Raw genomic sequence first — 19,180 nt, forward strand, 5'->3', positions numbered from 1 at the left:
TTTGTTATCCTTTTATGTTCACGAGACCGTGCAGCACCTGGTCCAGGCCACCGAATACCGAGATTTTATCGATTCGCTCCGCCACTCTTTCGAGGGTTTCCAGCTCTTTTAAACGCAGCGCTACCGGGTTGTTTTCCATCACTTTTGCGGTATTCAACAACGATCGCGTCGCGGCGGTCTCTTCACGACGACGGATCACGTTGGCCTGGGCGGATTTTTCCGCTTCAACCAGTTGCGACAAAATGGCCTTCATATCGCCCGGCAGGACGATATCTTTCACGCCCAGCGAAGCCACCTCGATGCCAAACGGTGTCATTCGGGCTTTCACCTGTGCGCTCACCACTTCATCGATCACCTGCTTATCTTCCAGCAGTTCGTCCAGCGTACGCGTTCCCACCACTTCACGCAGTGCAAACTGCAACTCGCGGTAAAGGTGCTCCAGCGGTTTTGTCAGTTGGCCAAAAGCCAGCAACACATCGCTGTAACGCCAGTTCGCCGCCAGGTTTAAACGCAGGTTGACCTTATCTTTGGTCAGGATCTCCTGGCCGCCGACCTCCAGCACCTGTAAACGAGTATCAACGACTTCCGCTTCAATCAGATGGTTTACCTTCCAGTAAGCTGTTAATCCTGGCGGTAACAGCGCCTGGGTTTCGCCATCAATTTTCAGCACACCGACGTGCCACGCCGGAACCTGCACCGTTAAGATAGCTTCGCGTCCTTTCACCGCACCGCTGCGACGGGGCTGTAACACCGCGTTCATCACGTCAACAGGAACCAAAACCTGACGCGTATCCATGCGCACCAGCTTCAGTGCCTCATCGGCCTGCCAGTACAGACGGCGCGTTGCCGGTGGCAGGATCTCCTGCAAAACGCCATTGACGTACAACGCCCCGGCTTCGGTGTCCATCGTATCCGCGACCAGGCAGTAACGTTCCACCCAGGAAGGCTGAAAGCGGCGCAAATACTCCGCTAACGCTTCCGGTACTTCGCTGCCATCCCTATTAACGATCAGCACTTCTGGGGTGTTAAACCACGGTAAACGGTGCTGACCCGCTTCCAGTGTCTGATAGTAATCACCCTCGCGGGATAAAAGACCTAACTGCGCTTTTTGTATAGTGATTTTCTTAGCCATTTTATATTCCTTAACGTCGTTCAGGCGCGGGTGCAGGGGCGAAGCGGCAGGGGAATTCCCTTTTGCCTGTCGCACGGCATCTTTACCGGCAACCTGTTCTGGAGCGTGCTAACTGCGCATTGCTCCGTTTTATTTCTATGATTAACAACCAGTTTCATTGGGAGAATGAATCGGGAATCGAACCCGTTGGGTGTCATCGGCTGACGGAACACTCCCGGAAAACAGCCTGTGCCGTTCCTGACGTGCCGGCGGGGTTTAACCCCCTGCGCTTTCAGCGTGATTGACGCAAGTGTTATTGCCAGAAGCGTGCCAAGAATTAAAACTGGTATGATTAATTTTTAATTAATTGATTTTTATGATTTTAATTATTTTCACCAATAATGGCGGTTGTCTCGGTGGGTTAAATTTTTTATCTTTTATTCTCTTATTTATCTTTTTGGATAAACCATGAAGAAGCGACGGGTAGTGATTGGCGTACTGGGAACGGTGCTGGATAAGCGCGGCAAGCGAGCCAATCGGTTTAAGAAGTGGCGACCCACAGTTGGGCTATGCCAACAGCCTGATTTCCCTGTCGACAGGCTGGAACTGCTCCACCAGCCACGCGATGAGAGCATGGCGCAAAGATTGATTGAAGACGTCGCGCTGCTTTCGCCTCACACCGAAGTTCGCCCGCATACCGTAACCATTAACGATCCGTGGGATTTTGAAGAGGTCTACGCCGCGTTTCTCGACTTTGCCACGAATTATGAATTTGATACGGAAAACGAAGAGTATCTGGTGCACATCACCACCGGCACTCACGTGGCGCAGATCTGCTGGTTTTTGCTGACGGAAGCGCGCTACCTGCCCGCCAGCCTGCTGCAAACCAGCCCGGCGCCGAAAGGTTCCACTGATGAAGCCGTTGCCGCTGGCGTCTGCTCGGTTATCGACCTCGATTTAAATCGCTATGCCACGCTCACCAGTCGCTTTCAGCGCGAGCAGCAGCAGTCGGTCTCTTTTTTGAAAGCGGGGATTGATACGCGCAACGCCACGTTCAATAAACTGATCGATCGCATTGAGCGGGTGGCTCTGCGTTCGACCGACCCGATCCTGCTGACCGGCCCTACCGGCGCGGGCAAATCCTTCCTCGCGAAACGTATTTTTCAGCTGCGCCAGTCGCGGCATCTGGTGGCGGGAAAACTGGTCGCGGTCAACTGCGCGACCCTACGCGGCGACAATGCGATGTCCACGTTATTTGGTCATGTGAAGGGGGCGTTTACCGGCGCACTCACAGCGCGGAGCGGATTGCTGCGAGAAGCGGATGGCGGTGTGCTGTTTCTCGATGAGATTGCCGAGTTGGGGCTGGACGAGCAGGCCATGCTGCTAAAAGCGATTGAAGAAAAAACCTTTTTTCCGTTTGGGTCGGACAAAGAAGTACACAGCGATTTTCAGCTGATTGCCGGAACCCATCGCAACATGCCGCAGTGGGTCGCTGAGGGCCGTTTTCGCGAGGATCTCTACGCGCGTATCAATATGTGGAGCTTCGCCCTGCCCGGTCTGGCGCAGCGGCGGGAAGATATCGCTCCGAACGTCGAGTATGAGCTGCAACGTTTTTCCAGCAACAAACAGACGCAGATCCGTTTCGATAAAGAGGCACGTGTTTGCTATCTGGCATTTGCCTGCTCCCCACAGGCGCAATGGCGCGGTAATTTTCGCGAGCTAAGCTCATCCATTGCGCGCATGGCGACGCTTGCCGAACAAGGTCGCATCACCTTATCCCTTGTCGAAGAAGAGATTGCGCTGTTAAAGGAGAGTTGGCAGATCGCCGCTTCGCAACCTGAACTGGATATGGACATTGACCTGTTCGATCGCCGCCAGTTAGAAACGGTGCTGGAAGTGTGCCGCCGCTGCGCGTCGCTGTCGGAAGCCGGACGCGAACTGTTTGCCGTTTCGCGGCAGAAAAAAGCCAATCCTAACGATGCGGACCGCCTGCGCAAATATCTCGCTCGTTTCGGGCTGAGCTGGGAAAACGTTCGCTGCGGAACATGAACATAATTTGTTTGAATAATATTCCATCACGCGATAAACAATAACTATGGCCGGGCTCGATCCCGGCTTGTTTATAACAACACAACACATTTCAATCGCAAGGAATACAACATGCTCGCTACTCTCACGCGGCTGTTCCCGTTATGGGCACTGCTGCTCTCTGTTATTGCGTATTACACGCCCTCCACCTTTACGCCTGTCGGGCCATTCGTGCCGTCATTACTGATGCTGATTATGTTCGGCATGGGTGTTCACCTGAAGGTGGATGACTTTAAACGCGTACTCTCACGCCCTGCCCCGGTCGCTGCAGGTATTTTCCTGCACTATCTGGTGATGCCTCTCGCCGCATGGATTTTGGCGCTGGCTTTTAATATGCCGCCGGAACTGTCCGCAGGGATGGTGCTGGTCGGTAGCGTGGCCAGCGGAACAGCATCTAACGTAATGATCTACCTAGCGAAAGGCGATGTGGCGCTCTCCGTGACTATTTCATCGGTTTCAACGCTGGTCGGTGTTGTCGCCACTCCGCTGCTCACACGTCTTTACGTCGATGCGCATATTCAGGTGGATGTCATGGGTATGCTGCTGAGTATTCTACAGATCGTGGTTATTCCGATTGCTTTGGGCCTGGTCATTCACCATCTGTTCCCACGCGTCGTAAAAGCGGTAGAACCGTATCTACCCGCGTTTTCTATGGTGTGCATCCTGGCAATCATCAGCGCTGTTGTGGCAGGTTCCGCGTCGCACATTGCGTCGGTCGGCTTTGTGGTGATTATCGCCGTTATTCTGCATAACACCATTGGTTTGCTCGGCGGCTACTGGGGCGGAAAACTCTTCGGCTTTGATGAATCCACGTGCCGCACACTGGCGATTGAAGTCGGTATGCAGAATTCAGGGCTTGCCGCTGCACTGGGCAAAATCTACTTCGGTCCACTCGCCGCCCTGCCCGGTGCGCTGTTCTCCGTCTGGCATAACCTTTCAGGTTCGCTGCTGGCGGGTTACTGGTCCGGTAAGACGATTGTTGAGAAACCGCATCAGACGGTGAAAGAAAACTAAAAAAGTGCCGGGTGGTGCAAGCTTACCCGGCCAGCCCTATCAGATTGCACCACATTACCGTACACTGGAACCTCTGGCTAACTGAGGGCAACCGTATGGCACTCCCCCGCATTACCCAAAAAGAGATGACCGAGCGCGAACAGCGCGAACTGAAAACGCTGCTCGACCGTGCCCGTATTGCGCACGGTCGCCTGCTGACCAACGCAGAGACCAACAGCATTAAGAAAGAGTACATTGATAAGCTGATGCTGCAGCGTGAAGCCGAAGCCAAAAAAGCCCGCCAGCTAAAGAAAAAGCAGGCTTATAAACCCGATGCTGAAGCCTCGTTTTCCTGGTCAGCAAACACACCGACGCGCGGTCGGCGTTAACGTCCTTTCTTCTTACGCCCCGGCTGAGCAAAACGTTTACCGTTAGACGCCGGGCGCGCTTTCTCTTTCTCAGCAGATTTTTCGATTTTCACCACCGGGCGCTTAATGCCAGCGGTCGCTGCTTTTGGCTTCGCTTTCGCCTTTGGTTTGGCTTCTGAAGATGAGTTCTCAATCAGCTTAAACAGATCGATCAGTTCGTCATCCGTCAGATCACGCCATTCACCCAGCGGCAATCCGGACAAACCGATATTCATGATCCGCGTACGTTCAAGCTTGGTAACTTCATAGCCAAAGTGTTCGCACATCCGACGGATCTGACGGTTCAGTCCCTGGACCAGGGTGATACGAAATACAAACGGCGCTTCTTTCCTGACCTTACATTTCTTGGTGACAGTACCGAGAATGGGCACCCCCGCCCCCAACCCACGAATAAAGTCGTCGGTTACGGGTTTATCGACCGTCACCAGATACTCTTTTTCATGATCGTTTCCGGCACGCAGGATCTTATTCACCAGGTCGCCGTGGTTGGTGAGAAAGATCAGCCCCTGGGAATCTTTGTCCAGACGACCAATCGGGAACACGCGCTTGCTGTGGTTAACGAAATCAACGATGTTATCGCGCTCACCGTCTTCAGTGGTGCTGACAATACCGACAGGTTTGTTCAGCGCGATAAAAACCAGATCTTCCGCTTCACGCGGCTCAATCAACCGACCATTCACTTTCACAACGTCGCCAGGCATCACCTGATCGCCAATGGTGGCACGTTTGCCATTCAGGAAGACATTCCCTTGTTCGATAAAGCGATCCGCTTCGCGGCGCGAGCAGATTCCGCTTTCACTGATGTATTTATTTAATCGGATGGATGAGTCGGGCAGCATAATTTCTCCTGTATACACTTCATCCTTCAAGCTGTCTCTGCGTTGGCTGCCTTCACTCACCCAGGTCACATAGCAATCTATGCTCCCAGGGATTCGCTCCCTTGCCGCCTTGATACAACTTGAATGATTTTGTGTATTAAAAGCGAAATATACCCTACCTTGCGGGTGATAAAAAATAATCGTGTTCGAATGCCTGAGCGCTATTTGTGATCTGCCACACCTTTCGACACAAAAGTGTCGTTCATCCACGCCTGCAATTTTGTCTGCCGAAAATAAACAGAATCAACGCATTAGAACAAAAAGCACATATGTGCCGACAGCGCACTATCAGCACATCAAATGTGCAACACAATTCGCCAGTTCAGTGGGCTGAAATAAGTGAAAATAGCTTTGAGCTGTGGAACAGATGAGGTTATATCAGATCAAGAAAGCAATTTCGTGATTTGCACAAATGTGCAGGAGTCCAAAAATGGCGACGGAAAACAGCGATGATATCCGCCTGATCGTAAAAATAGCGCAGCTTTATTACGAACAGGATATGACACAAGCGCAAATCGCCCGCGAGCTGGGGATTTATCGCACCACGATCAGCCGTTTGCTAAAACGTGGCCGTGAGCAGGGTATCGTCACCATCGCCATTAATTACGACTACAACGAGAACCTGTGGCTGGAACAGCAGCTAAAACAAAAATATGGCCTGAAAGAGGCGGTCGTGGTCTCCTGCGACAGCGAGCAGGAAGACGAACAACTCAGCCTGATGGGCATACACGGCGCACAGTTACTGGAACGCTTGCTGGAACCCGGCGATATTATCGGTTTCTCATGGGGGCGCGCGGTTCGGGGCCTGGTCGAAGGGTTATCCCCGGCTAGCCAGTCACGCCAGCTGATCTGCGTGCCTATCATTGGCGGACCGTCCGGCAAGCTTGAAAGTCGCTACCACGTCAATACGCTAACCTACGGTGCAGCGGCAAAGCTCAAAGGGGAATCGCACCTGGCTGATTTTCCGGCGCTTCTTGAAAACCCGCTGATTCGTAACGGAATTATGCAGTCCCGGCATTTCAAGTCGATTTCCGCCTACTGGGATAATCTGGATATCGCACTGGTTGGAATTGGCTCTCCTGCGATACGTGACGGCGCCAACTGGCATGCGTTCTACGGCAGTGAAGAGAGTGATGATCTGCATGCTCGCCAGGTTGCCGGTGATATTTGCTCACGCTTCTACGATATCAACGGCGTGACGGTAGAGACCAATATGAGCGAAAAGACACTTTCCATCGAAACCAATAAATTAAAGCAGGCACGTTACTCCATCGGCATCGCCATGGGGGAAGAAAAACTGAGCGGAATTCTCGGTGCTTTACGCGGAAATTACATTAACTGTTTAGTCACCAACAGCCATACCGCTGAATTATTGTTGAAGTAAATATATTCAAATTAGTCCTGACGTAATTAATTTTATGCGGGAACCCCTTATCTAAAATCGGGAGTTTATTATGCAAACGTGGTTAAATCTGCAGGGCAAAGTCATTATTGTTACCGGTGGAGCATCCGGAATTGGTCTGGCAATAGTTGAAGAGTTATTAGCGCAAGGCGCTAATGTGCAAATGGCGGATATTCATGGTGGAGACGGTAAGTATGAAGGCCATACCGGATATCATTTCTGTCCGACGGATATTTCCAGCGCCAAAGAGGTTAATTATACCATTGCCGAGATTACCCAGCGCTGCGGACGTATTGACGGACTGGTGAATAACGCAGGCGTTAATTTCCCACGCCTGCTGGTCGATGAAAAAGCGCCCGCTGGACAATATGAACTCAACGAAGCGGCGTTCGAAAAAATGGTCAATATCAACCAAAAAGGTGTGTTCTTAATGTCGCAAGCGGCGGCACGCCAAATGGTGAAACAGCATAGCGGCGTGATTGTGAATGTCTCTTCAGAAAGTGGACTGGAAGGCTCAGAGGGCCAAAGTTGCTATGCCGCCACCAAAGCCGCATTGAATAGCTTTACCCGTTCCTGGTCAAAAGAGCTGGGCAAACACGGCATTCGTGTGGTTGGTATTGCACCTGGCATTCTGGAAAAAACAGGTCTGCGCACGCCGGAGTACGAGGAAGCGCTGGCCTGGACCCGCAACATTACCGTCGAGCAACTGCGCAAGGGTTATACCAAGAACTCGATCCCGATTGGTCGCTCAGGACGATTAAGCGAAGTCGCTGATTTTGTTTGTTATCTCCTCTCAGAACGCGCCAGTTATATCACCGGAGTAACCACTAACATTGCGGGCGGAAAAACGCGCGGCTAAGGAGGTTTTATGGTCAATGCAATCTTCTGCGCTCACGGCAATCTGGCCTGCGCCATGCTGGAATCGGTACAAATGGTCTACGGTGAGGCCAGCGTTGAAGCAGTGGAATTTCTCCCCGGTGAAAACGCCCACGACATCGTGGCAAAGCTTGAAAAGTTAGTGAGCATTCACACCGGTGGTGAGTGGCTGATAGCCGTCGATATACAGTGTGGTAGCCCGTGGAATGCCGCCGCGACGCTGGCGATGCGTAACCCAGCCATACGGGTCATTAGTGGATTGTCATTGCCGTTGGCGCTGGAATTGGTAGACAGCCAAAGCAGTATGAATGTGGATGAACTGTGCGAACACCTGACGACCATTGCTCAACAAACGTGCGTCGTCTGGAAGGCACTGGAAACGACCGAAGAGGATTTCTGATGAACATCACCCTAGCTCGTATTGACGATCGCCTGATCCACGGTCAGGTCACTACCGTCTGGTCGAAGGTAGCGAATGCCCAACGGATTATTATCTGCAATGACGACGTTTATCACGATGAAGTGCGTAGGACATTGTTACGCCAAGCCGCGCCACCAGGGATGAAGGTTAACGTGGTGAATATCGAAAAAGCGGTCGCCGTCTATCATAATCCACAATATAAGGATGAAACCGTTTTTTATTTATTTACCCGCCCACAGGATGCGTTAGCCATGGTCAAACAAGGGGTAAATATCGCCAATTTAAATATTGGTGGCATGGCCTGGCGACCAGGTAAAAAACAATTAACCAAAGCTGTCTCTTTAGATGATGACGACATTCATGCATTTCGTGAGTTAGATAAATTAGGCGTCACGCTGGATTTACGCGTCGTCGCATCAGATCCATCAGTTAATATACTTGAAAAAATAAAAGAAAAATTGTTTACAGAATAAATAAAAGCGCCTGTGTACTTATGCTTTAGCAGGCAGGGATGATCACATTCACAAGGTGACATATTATGGAAATAAGTACCCTACAAATTATCGCCATATTTATATTTTCCTGTATTGCCGGAATGGGCAGCGTGCTGGATGAGTTCCAGACCCACCGCCCACTCATCGCTTGTACCGTTATCGGCCTGATCCTCGGTGATTTAAAAACCGGGATTATGCTCGGCGGCACGCTGGAACTGATCGCGCTCGGCTGGATGAACGTCGGTGCAGCGCAGTCTCCCGATTCGGCACTCGCCAGTATTATTTCCGCCATTCTGGTTATCGTCGGCCAGCAGAGTATTGCCACGGGCATCGCTATCGCCCTTCCGGTAGCGGCAGCAGGCCAGGTACTGACAGTCTTTGCCCGTACCATCACCGTGATATTCCAGCATGCGGCGGATAAAGCCGCCGAAGACGCCCGCTTTCGCACCATCGACATGCTGCACGTTTCTGCATTAGGCGTGCAGGCATTGCGCGTCGCCATTCCTGCATTAATCGTCTCGCTGTTTGTCAGCGCCGATATGGTCAGCAATATGTTGAATGCCATCCCGGAATTCGTCACTCGTGGGCTGCAAATTGCCGGTGGTTTTATCGTGGTGGTCGGTTACGCCATGGTGCTACGCATGATGGGTGTGAAGTACCTAATGCCCTTCTTCTTCCTCGGTTTTATCGCCGGAGGGTATCTCGATTTGAGTCTGCTGGCTTTCGGTGGCGTGGGCACGATTATCGCGCTGATCTACATCCAGTTGAACCCACAGTGGCGTAAAGCCGAACCGCAGGCGCAAGCCGCCTCTTCTCAAGCCCTCGACCAGCTTGACGACTAACGGAACCCATCATGGAACAGAAAAAACTGACCAAATCCGACCTGTTTAGCATGTTTATTCGCTCCAACCTGCAACAGGCGTCATTCAACTTTGAACGCATTCATGGGCTGGGTTTTTGCTACGACATGATCCCTGCCATCAAGCGCCTGTATCCACTGAAAGAGGATCAGGTTGCCGCACTTAAACGCCACCTGGTGTTCTTCAATACCACCCCTGCCGTTTGCGGTCCGGTGATTGGCGTCACCGCCGCGATGGAAGAAGCGCGTGCAAATGGTGCGGAAATTGACGATGGCGCAATCAACGGCATCAAAGTCGGGCTGATGGGCCCGCTGGCCGGCGTCGGTGACCCACTGGTATGGGGAACGCTGCGCCCGATTACCGCTGCACTCGGCGCATCTTTAGCGCTCTCCGGCAACATTCTCGGCCCGTTGTTGTTCTTCTTTATTTTCAATGCAGTACGTCTGGCGATGAAGTGGTACGGATTACAGATTGGTTTTCGTAAAGGAGTCAACATCGTCAGCGATATGGGCGGCAATCTGCTGCAAAAGCTGACCGAGGGAGCCTCGATTCTCGGCCTGTTTGTGATGGGAGTACTGGTCACCAAATGGACCAGTATCAACGTGCCATTGGTGGTATCGCAAACGCCTGGCGCAGACGGCACCACCGTCACAATGACCGTGCAAAACATTCTCGACCAGCTCTGCCCCGGCCTGCTGGCGCTGGGTTTGACGCTGCTGATGGTGCGGTTGCTCAACAAGAAAATTAATCCGGTATGGCTGATCTTCGCCCTGTTTGCTCTGGGGATTATCGGTAACGCGCTGGGCTTCCTGTCCTGATTTTTCCGCCCCGGCGATGCCGGGGCTACTGTGCTAAATATGAGGTGGAACAATGAAAACAACAGCTTTACGCCTTTATGGCAATCGTGATCTGCGCCTGGAAACCTTCGACCTTCCTGAAATGCAAGACGATGAAATTCTTGCTTCCGTCGTAACCGACAGCTTGTGCCTCTCTTCCTGGAAAGAGGCGAATCAGGGGGAGAACCACAAAAAGGTACCGGACGATGTGGCGACCAACCCGATTATCATCGGCCATGAGTTCTGCGGCGATATTATTGCCGTGGGGAAAAAATGGCAGCATAAGTTTCAGCCCGGCCAGCGCTATGTGATTCAGGCCAACCTGCAACTGCCGGATCGCCCGGACTGCCCGGGATACTCCTTCCCCTGGGTGGGCGGTGAAGCCACGCACGTCGTTATTCCCAATGAGGTGATGGAGCAGGACTGCCTGTTGGCCTACGAAGGCGAAACCTATTTTGAAGGTTCGTTGGTTGAGCCGCTGTCCTGCGTAATTGGCGCATTCAATGCCAACTATCACCTGCAGGAAGGGACCTACAACCACACGATGGGCATTCGCCCACAGGGACGTACGTTAATCCTCGGCGGCACCGGACCGATGGGGCTGCTGGCAATCGACTACGCGCTGCATGGTCCGGTTAACCCGGCACTATTGGTGGTGACCGACACCAACAACGATAAATTGAGCTACGCCCGCAAGCACTATCCGTCGGAACCACAAACGTTGATCCACTATCTCCACGCCCAGAATGCGGCTTATGACACATTGATGGCATTGAGCGGCGGGCATGGGTTTGACGACATCTTTGTATTTGTGCCCAACGAAGAACTGGTCACGCTGGCTTCTTCCCTGCTGGCTGCCGATGGCTGCATGAACTTCTTTGCGGGTCCGCAGGATAAGCAGTTTAGCGCACCGATTAACTTCTATGACGTGCACTATGCCTTTACCCATTACGTTGGGACGTCTGGCGGCAATACTGACGATATGCGCGCGGCGGTAAAACTGATTGAAGAAAAAAAGGTCCAGGCGGCAAAAGTGGTAACGCACATTCTGGGACTGAATGCGGCAGGTGAAACAACGCTGGAACTGCCAAAAGTCGGCGGTGGGAAAAAACTGGTCTACACCGGCAAAGCCTTCCCGGTAACTGCACTCACCCAGATTGACGATCCTGAACTGCGCGACATCCTGGAACGACATCAGGGGATTTGGTCGCAGGAAGCCGAACAGTATGTATTGTCTCACGCCGAGGGAATTTAACATGATTAACCGCGACACTCAGCTTTGCATGTCGCTTGCCGGTCGACCCGGCAACTTCGGCACGCGCTTTCACAACTATTTGTATGAAAAGCTAGGGTTAAATTTTATCTACAAAGCCTTTACTACGCAGGATATTGAGGCCGCAGTGAAAGGGGTGCGGGCATTAGGTATCCGTGGCTGCGGTGGGATGGGTAAAGAAGCAGCCTGCGAGGCGCTTTCCACAACCTCATCTCCAACATCGTGAGCCATATCAGTGAGGCGTTAGACTGATAGTGGTAGCATTACTGCGGTTTGTAATTTACTGATTATCTGGAGAAATGATGGAACTGCTTTTATTGAGTAACTCGACGCTGCCGGGCAAAGGCTGGATGGAACACGCGCTGCCGCTGATTGCTGAGCAACTGAATGGTCGCCGCACGGCGGTGTTTATTCCGTTTGCTGGCGTCACGCAAACCTGGGATGAGTACACGGCGAAAACGGCTGCCATCTTTGCGCCAATGGGCGTCAACGTTACCGGTATTCATACTGTTGCCGATCCGATTGCTGCGATTGAAAACGCAGAGCTGGTGATTGTCGGTGGGGGTAACACCTTCCAGTTACTGAAAGAGAGCCGCGAGCGCGGGTTGCTGGCCCCGATCGTGGATGTCGTCAAACGCGGTGCGCTGTACATCGGCTGGAGTGCCGGTTCCAACCTCGCCTGCCAGACTATCCGCACCACTAACGACATGCCGATTGTCGATCCAAAAGGCTTTGATGCCCTGGGTCTGTTCCCACTGCAGATTAACCCGCACTTCACCAACGCGCTGCCGGAAGGCCACAAAGGCGAAACGCGTGAACAGCGTATTCGCGAGCTGCTGGTGGTTGCGCCGGAACTGACGGTGATTGGTCTGCCGGAAGGCAACTGGATTAAAGTGAGTAACGGCCAGGCGGTTCTTGGCGGCCCGAACACCACATACGTGTTCAAGGCAGGTGAAGACGCCGTTGCTCTTGAAGCGGGTCACTGCTTCTAAGTAGCGTTCTGTACAGTGCCCGATGAGCTATGCCATCAGGCACTGTATCTAATTAGTAATCATCCCGCTCATCGTCTTCATCCGGCTGTTCCAGCACGCTATAGGCCACGGAACAAAACAGCGAGTTCAGACGCTGCATGTCGCCCAGTAGCGCGAGGTGCAGGGAACTGGTCTCAATGCTCTGCACGTTCTGCTGATGCAGACGGTCAACGTGCGCATGCGAATAACGTCGGTTAAGAATGCGAAAGCGGTGCTTACTACGACGCAGACGACGGGCGCTGGTCACGTCGCCGGAGAAGAAAACCGACATCGCCAGCTGCAGATTACTGAGCAGCAGATCGTAAAGCGCATCCAGCTCTTTCAGACCTTCCAGAGAAAATGCCCGACGCGCAGCCAGTGACTTATCCGCAATCTCGCTACCCATACGTTCGACAATATCAGAAGCCTGCTCAAGGTTGAGCGACATCTCGATAATCTCTGCCCAGCGGCGCGACTCCTCTTCCGCCAGCTCGTCTTTTGGCATTCGTGCCAGGTAGAGCTTGATCGCCGTGTACAGCACGTTGATGTCGTCCGCCATCCTGCGCAGCTCTTTCTCTTCGCGCGGTTCGCCGTGCATCACCTTCTTCAGCCCTTCCATCATCTGTTCCATGGCGTCGCCAATACGCAGGGCTTCACGGGCGGCATTCGCCAGCGCCAGCGTCGGTGTATCCAGCGCGCTGACGTCCAGATGCTTGGGCTTCAGATGAGCGTCCAGTTCCGGCTCATCGCGGATGATGCGTTTACAAAAACGCGCCATTGGCTCAGCGAACGGCACCATCGCCACACAGCGCACCAGGTTGTAGAACACGTGGAAGTAGATAACCAACTCGGATTTCGGCAGCGGCAGTTCATCCATCAGATTCGCCAGCGGATGCACGAACGGCAGAATGATTAGGCTGCCCACCAGCTTAAACAGCAGACTGCCGAGCGCCACACGGCGGGCGGCGGCGTTAGCTGCGCTGTTGTTGATCATCGCCAGCAAGCCGGAACCAAGGTTGGCACCAATCACCAGACATAGCGCCACCGGGAACGAGATAATGCCCGCAGCAGTCAAGGTGGCCGTCAGCAAGACCGCCGCCAGGCTGGAGTAGCTGATAATCGCAAACATTGCGCCAATCAGCGCATCAAGCATGATATCGCCAGTGAGCGAGGCGAAAATAACCTGTACACCGTTAGCCTGGGTAATCGGCGTTACCGCCTGCACGATCAGCTCGAGCGCCAGTAAAATCAACCCCAGCCCAATACCGACCCGCCCCAGTTGCCCAACGCGGGACTGCTTACGTCCGAGAAAGAAGATTACGCCGATAAAAATCAGCAGCGGCGACAGCCAGGAGAGATCAAAGGTCAGGATACGCGCCATCAGCGCGGTCCCCACGTCGGCACCGAGTACAATCACCAGTGCCGGGGTAAGTGCTACCAGATCCTGCGCGACAAACGAGGTGACCAGCATGGTGGTCGCGTTGCTGCTTTGTACCAGAGCAGTTACGCCGATACCGGCACAGAAGGCGAGTGGTTTCTTTTCAACACTACGGCTGAGCACGGTACGTAAGCGGGCACCAAAGACCCGCATCACACCGGTACGCACAATATGCGTACCCCAAACCAGCATAGCCACGGCAGAAAGCAGGTGTAACAACGTTAACACGGCTTCTCCTTATTATCGTTTTCCCTTCAGTATACGGGTTTACACGTAATAAAGAGACAGAGCACTCATTGAGTGCCCTGTTTGTTGTAAAGAAAGATGACAGTTTTGTGAATCAGTCGGCGTCGTACCCCAGATTAGGCGCTAACCAGCGTTCGACTTCCGCCACGCTCATCCCTTTACGGAAGGCGTAATCTTCAACCTGGTCGCGCTGGATTTGCGCCACCGCGTAATACTTGCTGTCCGGATGACTGAAGTACCAGCCGGAAACCGACGCGCCAGGCCACATGGCGAAAGATTCCGTGAGCTTCATGCCAGTATGCGTTTCTACATCCAGCAGTTCCCAGATAGTCGCCTTCTCGGTGTGCTCAGGGCACGCCGGGTAGCCCGGTGCCGGGCGAATCCCCTGGTAGTTTTCGCGGATCAGCTCCTCATTGCTGAGGTTTTCATTCGCCGCATAGCCCCAGTAGACTTTACGCACCCGCTCATGCAGATATTCAGCGAACGCTTCCGCCAGACGATCAGAAATCGCTTTCACCATGATTTTATTGTAATCATCGTGCTGCGCATCAAACGCGTCGGCCAGCGTATCTTCTTCCAGACCGCCGGTGACGGCGAAGGCACCAATGTAATCCGCTTTCCCGGAGGTTTTCGGTGCCACAAAATCGGACAGGCAGTAGTTAGCAAAACCGACCTTCTCCGTCTGCTGACGCAGGTGGTGGCTCACGGTCAGAACGTGCGTACGCGTTTCATCACGGTAGATCTCGATGTCATCGCCGACGCGGTTAGCTGGGAACAGACCCACGACACCACGTGGGTTCAGGGTTTTCTCGGCACTTAATTTATCCAGCATATCATTGGCATCTTTGAACAGGCGTTTAGCCTCTTCACCCACCACTTCATCTTCCAGAATGCGCGGATATTTGCCAGCCAGCGACCAGGTCATAAAGAATGGCGTCCAGTCGATGTAATTACGCAGTGTTTCGATACTGGCTTCAACTTCCTGCACGCCCAGACGATGCGCCACCGGCGGGGTATAGTTTTCCCAGTCGAAAGCCAGATCGTTATCACGCGCGGCCTCCAGCGTCACCGGCGGAGTGCGCGGTTTTTTACGCGCATGCTGGATACGCACGGTTTCGTACTCTTTACGCGTGCGGGCCACAAAATCATCGTGCTGGGTATCAGACAGCAGCGCGGCGACCACACCCACGGTGCGCGAGGCATTCTGCACGTAGACTGTCGGACCGCTGTAATTTTGCTCGATTTTCACCGCAGTGTGCGCTTTCGAGGTCGTCGCGCCGCCAATCAGCAGCGGAATGGTAAAGCCCTGGCGTTCCATCTCTTTCGCCACATTAACCATTTCGTCCAGCGACGGGGTAATCAACCCGGAGAGGCCAATCAGATCGGCATTCACTTCGCGCGCTGTGCGGAGGATTTTCTCCGCTGGCACCATCACGCCAAGATCGATAATTTCGTAGTTGTTACACTGCAGCACCACGCCAACGATGTTTTTGCCGATATCGTGAACGTCGCCCTTCACGGTGGCAATCACCATCTTGCCGTTGCTGGAACCTTTCTCTTTGCTGGCTTCAATATACGGCTCAAGATAGGCCACAGCCTGTTTCATCACGCGGGCGGATTTCACCACCTGCGGCAGGAACATTTTACCTTCACCGAACAGGTCGCCGACCACGTTCATGCCGTCCATCAGTGGGCCTTCAATCACCTGAATCGGGCGTTCGGCCTGCTGGCGGGCTTCTTCGGTATCCAGCTCAATAAATTCGGTAATGCCTTTTACCAGCGAATATTCGAGGCGCTTTTTCACCTCCCAGCTGCGCCATTCCGCCATCTGGGCGTTGGCGGTGTCGTCGGTTTTACTGCCTCGATATTTTTCTGCCAGATCCAGCAGGCGTTCCGTGCCATCATCACGGCGGTTAAGGATCACGTCTTCGACCGCATCGCGCAGCTCCGCTGGCAGGTCGTCGTAAATCGCCAGTTGCCCGGCGTTTACAATGCCCATGTCCATACCGTTGCGAATGGCGTAATAGAGGAATACCGCGTGAATGGCTTCACGCACCGGGTCGTTGCCACGAAATGAGAATGAGACGTTGGAGACGCCACCGGAGATCAGCGCATGCGGCAGCTCACGTTTGATGTCTTCACACGCGCCGATAAAATCCTGTGCGTAGTTGTTGTGCTCATCAATACCGGTCGCGACGGCAAAGATGTTCGGGTCGAAGATGATGTCTTCCGGTGGGAAGCCCACCTCTTCGGTGAGAATTTTGTACGCCCGACGGCAAATCTCAATTTTGCGCGCGCGGGTGTCGGCCTGGCCCTGTTCATCAAAGGCCATCACCACCACGGCAGCGCCGTAGCGGCGTACCAGTTTGGCATGGTGGATAAACGGCTCAACCCCCTCTTTCATCGAGATGGAGTTAACGATGCCTTTACCCTGAATGCACTTCAGCCCTTTTTCGATGACCTCCCATTTCGAGGAGTCGATCATGATCGGCACGCGGGCGATGTCCGGTTCACCCGCAATCAGGTTGAGGAAACGCACCATCGCCGCTTCGGCGTCAAGCATCCCCTCATCCATGTTGATATCGATAATCTGCGCGCCGCTTTCCACCTGCTGACGGGCAACATCCAGCGCCTCGCTGTATTTTTCTTCTTTAATCAGACGTTTGAACTTCGCTGAGCCGGTGACGTTGGTACGTTCACCGACGTTAACGAACAAGCTGTCGTCGCCGATATTCAGCGGTTCCAAACCAGAAAGACGGCAGGCCACCGGGAGTTCCGGCAGTTGACGTGGCGGCAGACCGTCCACCGCGCGGGTCATCGCGGCAATATGTTCCGGCGTGGTGCCACAGCAACCGCCGACGATATTCAGGAACCCCGCTTCGGCCCATTCACGGATTTGCTTCGCCATGGTGTCCGCGTCGAGATCGTATTCACCGAAGGCGTTTGGCAAACCGGCGTTCGGGTGCGCGGTGACATAGCAGTCGGCAATGCGTGACAGCTCTTGTACGTACTGACGCAACTCGTCCGGGCCTAACGCACAGTTGAGACCGAATGTCAGCGCGTCGGCATGGCGCAGTGCGTTATAGAAGGCTTCGGTAGTCTGGCCGGAAAGCGTACGTCCGGAAGCATCGGTGATGGTGCCGGAGATCATAATCGGCAGCTCAACGCCCAGTGCTTCAAATTCGGTTTTTACCGCAAAAATGGCGGCTTTGGCGTTCAGCGTGTCAAAAACGGTTTCGATCAGGATCAGATCGCTACCACCTTTCACCAGCGCCCTGGTGGATTCGCGGTACGCGGCCACCAACTGATCAAAGGTAATGTTACGGTAAGCAGGGTCGTTGACGTCCGGTGAGATAGACGCGGTGCGGTTAGTCGGGCCAAGAACACCTGCGACATAGCGCGGTTTGTTCGGCGTACGTGCCGTCCATTCGTCGGCGCAGGCGCGCGCCAGTTTTGCCGCTGCAAAGTTGATTTCCGCCGACAGGGATTCCATCTGGTAATCCGCCATAGCGATTGTCGTCGAGTTGAAGGTATTGGTTTCGATGATATCCGCGCCAGCTTCAAAGTAGGCGTTATGAATCGCGGTGATCACCTCCGGCTTGCTCAGCACCAACAGATCATTGTTGCCTTTCAGATCGCTTGGCCAGTCGGCAAAGCGTTGGCCGCGGAAATCTTCTTCACTCAGACGATAACCCTGGATCATGGTGCCCATACCGCCGTCCAGCACCAGAATACGTTCTTTTAACTGCTGACGTAATTGTTCAACTTTGCTGCTCACACTCACTCCCGACAACGCTCAACCAGACCGAAAAAAGGCCAACAAAGCATACTGGCACAAACCAGAGAGGCGGAAAAGCACACAACGACCAACATGAGACATGTTCAGCTTCACTCATCCGATCAGTACAGGAATTCTTGCATTATAATCGAATAAAACGAAAATGATTTCCACGATACAGAAAAGGAGTCTGCCATGGTTGCCACTGTCCCCGCGAAACGCGGTAGAAAACCCGCTGCCACTACTACGCCTGCAACCGGGCAGGTTCAGTCTTTGACCCGAGGCCTGAAACTACTGGAATGGATTGCGGAATCCAACGGCAGCGTGGCGCTAACCGAACTGGCACAACAGGCCGGTTTGCCCAACTCCACCACGCACCGTTTATTGACCACAATGCAGCAGCAGGGTTTTGTCCGTCAGGTGGGCGAATTAGGACACTGGGCCGTAGGCGCACATGCGTTTATCGTCGGCAGCAGCTTCTTGCAAAGTCGCAACCTGCTGGCGATCGTCCACCCGATTCTGCGCAAGCTGATGGAAGATTCCGGTGAAACGGTGAATCTGGCGGTGCTGGATCACAACGACCATCAGGCGATTATCATCGACCAGGTGCAGTGCACGCAGCTGATGCGTATGTCTGCCCCCATCGGTGGCAAACTGCCGATGCACGCCTCCGGTGCAGGGAAAGCCTTCCTGGCGCAATTAAGCGAAGAACAGGTTACGGGCCTGCTACATCGTAAAGGCCTACACGCTTATACCCACGCCACGCTGGTCTCGCCGGTGCACCTGAAAGAGGATTTAGCCCAGACGCGTAAGCGCGGCTATTCGTTTGATGATGAGGAGCATGCGCTGGGCCTGCGCTGCGTGGCGTCGTGCATTTATGACGAACATCGCGAGCCGTTTGCCGCCATTTCCATCTCCGGCCCGATTTCGCGCATTACCGATGACCGCGTCACCGAGTTCGGCGCCATGGCGATCAAAGCAGCGAAAGAGATCACACTGGCGTACGGTGGGATTAGGTAAATAGGGATTGCCCGGCAGCGCTTCGCTG

16 protein-coding genes and 1 pseudogene are annotated in these 19,180 nt (G+C 53.6%); 13 read left to right on the forward strand and 4 right to left on the reverse strand.

Translation table 11 applies throughout. The features are described from left to right. Window positions 1–4: 4 nt before the first annotated feature. Window positions 5–1,132: a slipin family protein gene (locus tag E4Z61_RS15525; RefSeq protein ID WP_135323557.1), complete on the reverse strand. Its 1,128-nt coding sequence runs from the start codon at window positions 1,130–1,132 to the stop codon at window positions 5–7. Between the two features lie 447 nt (window positions 1,133–1,579). Between E4Z61_RS15525 and rtcR the strand changes: the two genes are divergently transcribed. The 3 genes from rtcR to E4Z61_RS15545 all read left to right on the forward strand — a co-directional run bounded on the left by rtcR (window position 1,580) and on the right by E4Z61_RS15545 (window position 4,581). After that, the gene (gene rtcR, locus E4Z61_RS15535) at window positions 1,580–3,160 is read left to right on the forward strand and encodes an RNA repair transcriptional activator RtcR (protein ID WP_135323559.1); all 1,581 of its coding nucleotides are present in this window, start codon (window positions 1,580–1,582) and stop codon (window positions 3,158–3,160) included. Window positions 3,161–3,271: 111 nt separating this feature from the next. Further along, entirely contained in the window at window positions 3,272–4,213 is a 942-nt protein-coding gene (gene panS / locus E4Z61_RS15540) for a ketopantoate/pantoate/pantothenate transporter PanS (protein ID WP_135323560.1), read from the forward strand. A gap of 95 nt (window positions 4,214–4,308) precedes the next feature. Further along, window positions 4,309–4,581, forward strand: coding sequence for a YjbD family protein (locus E4Z61_RS15545; protein ID WP_135323561.1), 273 nt, complete (start codon window positions 4,309–4,311; stop codon window positions 4,579–4,581). On the opposite strand, the gene rluF is transcribed toward E4Z61_RS15545, so the two are convergent. Further along, window positions 4,578–5,459 (reverse strand): 23S rRNA pseudouridine(2604) synthase RluF, encoded by an 882-nt coding sequence (gene rluF, locus E4Z61_RS15550; protein ID WP_135323562.1) that lies wholly within the window; start codon window positions 5,457–5,459, stop codon window positions 4,578–4,580. The two genes, E4Z61_RS15545 and rluF, sit on opposite strands and share 4 nt — an antisense overlap. A gap of 469 nt (window positions 5,460–5,928) precedes the next feature. On the opposite strand from rluF, the gene E4Z61_RS15555 reads away from it, so the two are divergent. The 9 genes and pseudogenes from E4Z61_RS15555 to pepE all read left to right on the forward strand — a co-directional run bounded on the left by E4Z61_RS15555 (window position 5,929) and on the right by pepE (window position 12,652). Next, complete coding sequence (locus E4Z61_RS15555; protein WP_135323563.1) at window positions 5,929–6,882, forward strand: sugar-binding transcriptional regulator; 954 nt, start codon at window positions 5,929–5,931, stop codon at window positions 6,880–6,882. 70 nt (window positions 6,883–6,952) lie between these two features. Then, window positions 6,953–7,759, forward strand: a complete 807-nt coding sequence (locus tag E4Z61_RS15560) for an SDR family oxidoreductase (protein ID WP_135323564.1) — start codon at window positions 6,953–6,955, stop codon at window positions 7,757–7,759. Between the two features lie 9 nt (window positions 7,760–7,768). Beyond that, window positions 7,769–8,176 carry a mannose/fructose/sorbose PTS transporter subunit IIA gene (locus tag E4Z61_RS15565; protein ID WP_135323565.1) on the forward strand — a complete coding sequence of 136 codons (408 nt, stop codon included), beginning with the start codon at window positions 7,769–7,771 and terminating at the stop codon, window positions 8,174–8,176. Continuing rightward, the gene (locus E4Z61_RS15570; RefSeq protein WP_135323566.1) at window positions 8,176–8,670 is read left to right on the forward strand and encodes a PTS sugar transporter subunit IIB; all 495 of its coding nucleotides are present in this window, start codon (window positions 8,176–8,178) and stop codon (window positions 8,668–8,670) included. The genes E4Z61_RS15565 and E4Z61_RS15570 overlap by 1 nt, the downstream gene beginning before the upstream one ends. Window positions 8,671–8,735: 65 nt before the next feature. Further along, on the forward strand, window positions 8,736–9,533 hold the full coding sequence (locus tag E4Z61_RS15575; RefSeq protein WP_135323567.1) for a PTS mannose/fructose/sorbose transporter subunit IIC: 798 nt from the start codon (window positions 8,736–8,738) through the stop codon (window positions 9,531–9,533). A gap of 11 nt (window positions 9,534–9,544) precedes the next feature. Then, a complete protein-coding gene (locus E4Z61_RS15580) occupies window positions 9,545–10,369 on the forward strand; it encodes a PTS system mannose/fructose/sorbose family transporter subunit IID (protein WP_135323568.1) in 825 nt (274 codons plus the stop codon). A gap of 52 nt (window positions 10,370–10,421) precedes the next feature. After that, window positions 10,422–11,642 (forward strand): L-sorbose 1-phosphate reductase, encoded by a 1,221-nt coding sequence (sorE, locus tag E4Z61_RS15585; protein WP_135323569.1) that lies wholly within the window; start codon window positions 10,422–10,424, stop codon window positions 11,640–11,642. 1 nt (window position 11,643) lies between these two features. Then, window positions 11,644–11,823: pseudogene (locus tag E4Z61_RS15590) on the forward strand (shikimate 5-dehydrogenase); the annotation flags it as partial. Between the two features lie 139 nt (window positions 11,824–11,962). After that, a complete protein-coding gene (gene pepE, locus E4Z61_RS15595; protein ID WP_016155430.1) occupies window positions 11,963–12,652 on the forward strand; it encodes a dipeptidase PepE in 690 nt (229 codons plus the stop codon). A gap of 52 nt (window positions 12,653–12,704) precedes the next feature. Here pepE and E4Z61_RS15600 read toward each other — a convergent pair whose 3' ends face one another. Together E4Z61_RS15600 and metH are read right to left on the reverse strand one after the other, a co-directional pair. Continuing rightward, window positions 12,705–14,336 (reverse strand): Na/Pi cotransporter family protein, encoded by a 1,632-nt coding sequence (locus E4Z61_RS15600; RefSeq protein ID WP_135323570.1) that lies wholly within the window; start codon window positions 14,334–14,336, stop codon window positions 12,705–12,707. A gap of 112 nt (window positions 14,337–14,448) precedes the next feature. Next, window positions 14,449–18,132 carry a methionine synthase gene (gene metH / locus E4Z61_RS15605; RefSeq protein WP_135323571.1) on the reverse strand — a complete coding sequence of 1,228 codons (3,684 nt, stop codon included), beginning with the start codon at window positions 18,130–18,132 and terminating at the stop codon, window positions 14,449–14,451. 195 nt (window positions 18,133–18,327) lie between these two features. Here metH and iclR point away from each other — a divergent pair, with 195 nt between their 5' ends. Beyond that, complete coding sequence (gene iclR, locus E4Z61_RS15610; protein ID WP_135323572.1) at window positions 18,328–19,152, forward strand: glyoxylate bypass operon transcriptional repressor IclR; 825 nt, start codon at window positions 18,328–18,330, stop codon at window positions 19,150–19,152. Window positions 19,153–19,180 lie beyond the last annotated feature (28 nt).

The organism is Citrobacter tructae, from assembly GCF_004684345.1.
Taxonomy (GTDB): domain Bacteria; phylum Pseudomonadota; class Gammaproteobacteria; order Enterobacterales; family Enterobacteriaceae; genus Citrobacter; species Citrobacter tructae.

What these genes read in the sequence shown, in the direction of transcription:
- E4Z61_RS15525 (WP_135323557.1), bottom strand. Translation starts at nt 1,132, where the DNA reads ATGGCTAAGAAAATCACTATACAAAAAGCGCAGTTAGGTCTTTTATCC.
- rtcR (WP_135323559.1), top strand. Translation starts at nt 1,580, where the DNA reads ATGAAGAAGCGACGGGTAGTGATTGGCGTACTGGGAACGGTGCTGGAT.
- panS (WP_135323560.1), top strand. Translation starts at nt 3,272, where the DNA reads ATGCTCGCTACTCTCACGCGGCTGTTCCCGTTATGGGCACTGCTGCTC.
- E4Z61_RS15545 (WP_135323561.1), top strand. Translation starts at nt 4,309, where the DNA reads ATGGCACTCCCCCGCATTACCCAAAAAGAGATGACCGAGCGCGAACAG.
- rluF (WP_135323562.1), bottom strand. Translation starts at nt 5,459, where the DNA reads ATGCTGCCCGACTCATCCATCCGATTAAATAAATACATCAGTGAAAGC.
- E4Z61_RS15555 (WP_135323563.1), top strand. Translation starts at nt 5,929, where the DNA reads ATGGCGACGGAAAACAGCGATGATATCCGCCTGATCGTAAAAATAGCG.
- E4Z61_RS15560 (WP_135323564.1), top strand. Translation starts at nt 6,953, where the DNA reads ATGCAAACGTGGTTAAATCTGCAGGGCAAAGTCATTATTGTTACCGGT.
- E4Z61_RS15565 (WP_135323565.1), top strand. Translation starts at nt 7,769, where the DNA reads ATGGTCAATGCAATCTTCTGCGCTCACGGCAATCTGGCCTGCGCCATG.
- E4Z61_RS15570 (WP_135323566.1), top strand. Translation starts at nt 8,176, where the DNA reads ATGAACATCACCCTAGCTCGTATTGACGATCGCCTGATCCACGGTCAG.
- E4Z61_RS15575 (WP_135323567.1), top strand. Translation starts at nt 8,736, where the DNA reads ATGGAAATAAGTACCCTACAAATTATCGCCATATTTATATTTTCCTGT.
- E4Z61_RS15580 (WP_135323568.1), top strand. Translation starts at nt 9,545, where the DNA reads ATGGAACAGAAAAAACTGACCAAATCCGACCTGTTTAGCATGTTTATT.
- sorE (WP_135323569.1), top strand. Translation starts at nt 10,422, where the DNA reads ATGAAAACAACAGCTTTACGCCTTTATGGCAATCGTGATCTGCGCCTG.
- pepE (WP_016155430.1), top strand. Translation starts at nt 11,963, where the DNA reads ATGGAACTGCTTTTATTGAGTAACTCGACGCTGCCGGGCAAAGGCTGG.
- iclR (WP_135323572.1), top strand. Translation starts at nt 18,328, where the DNA reads ATGGTTGCCACTGTCCCCGCGAAACGCGGTAGAAAACCCGCTGCCACT.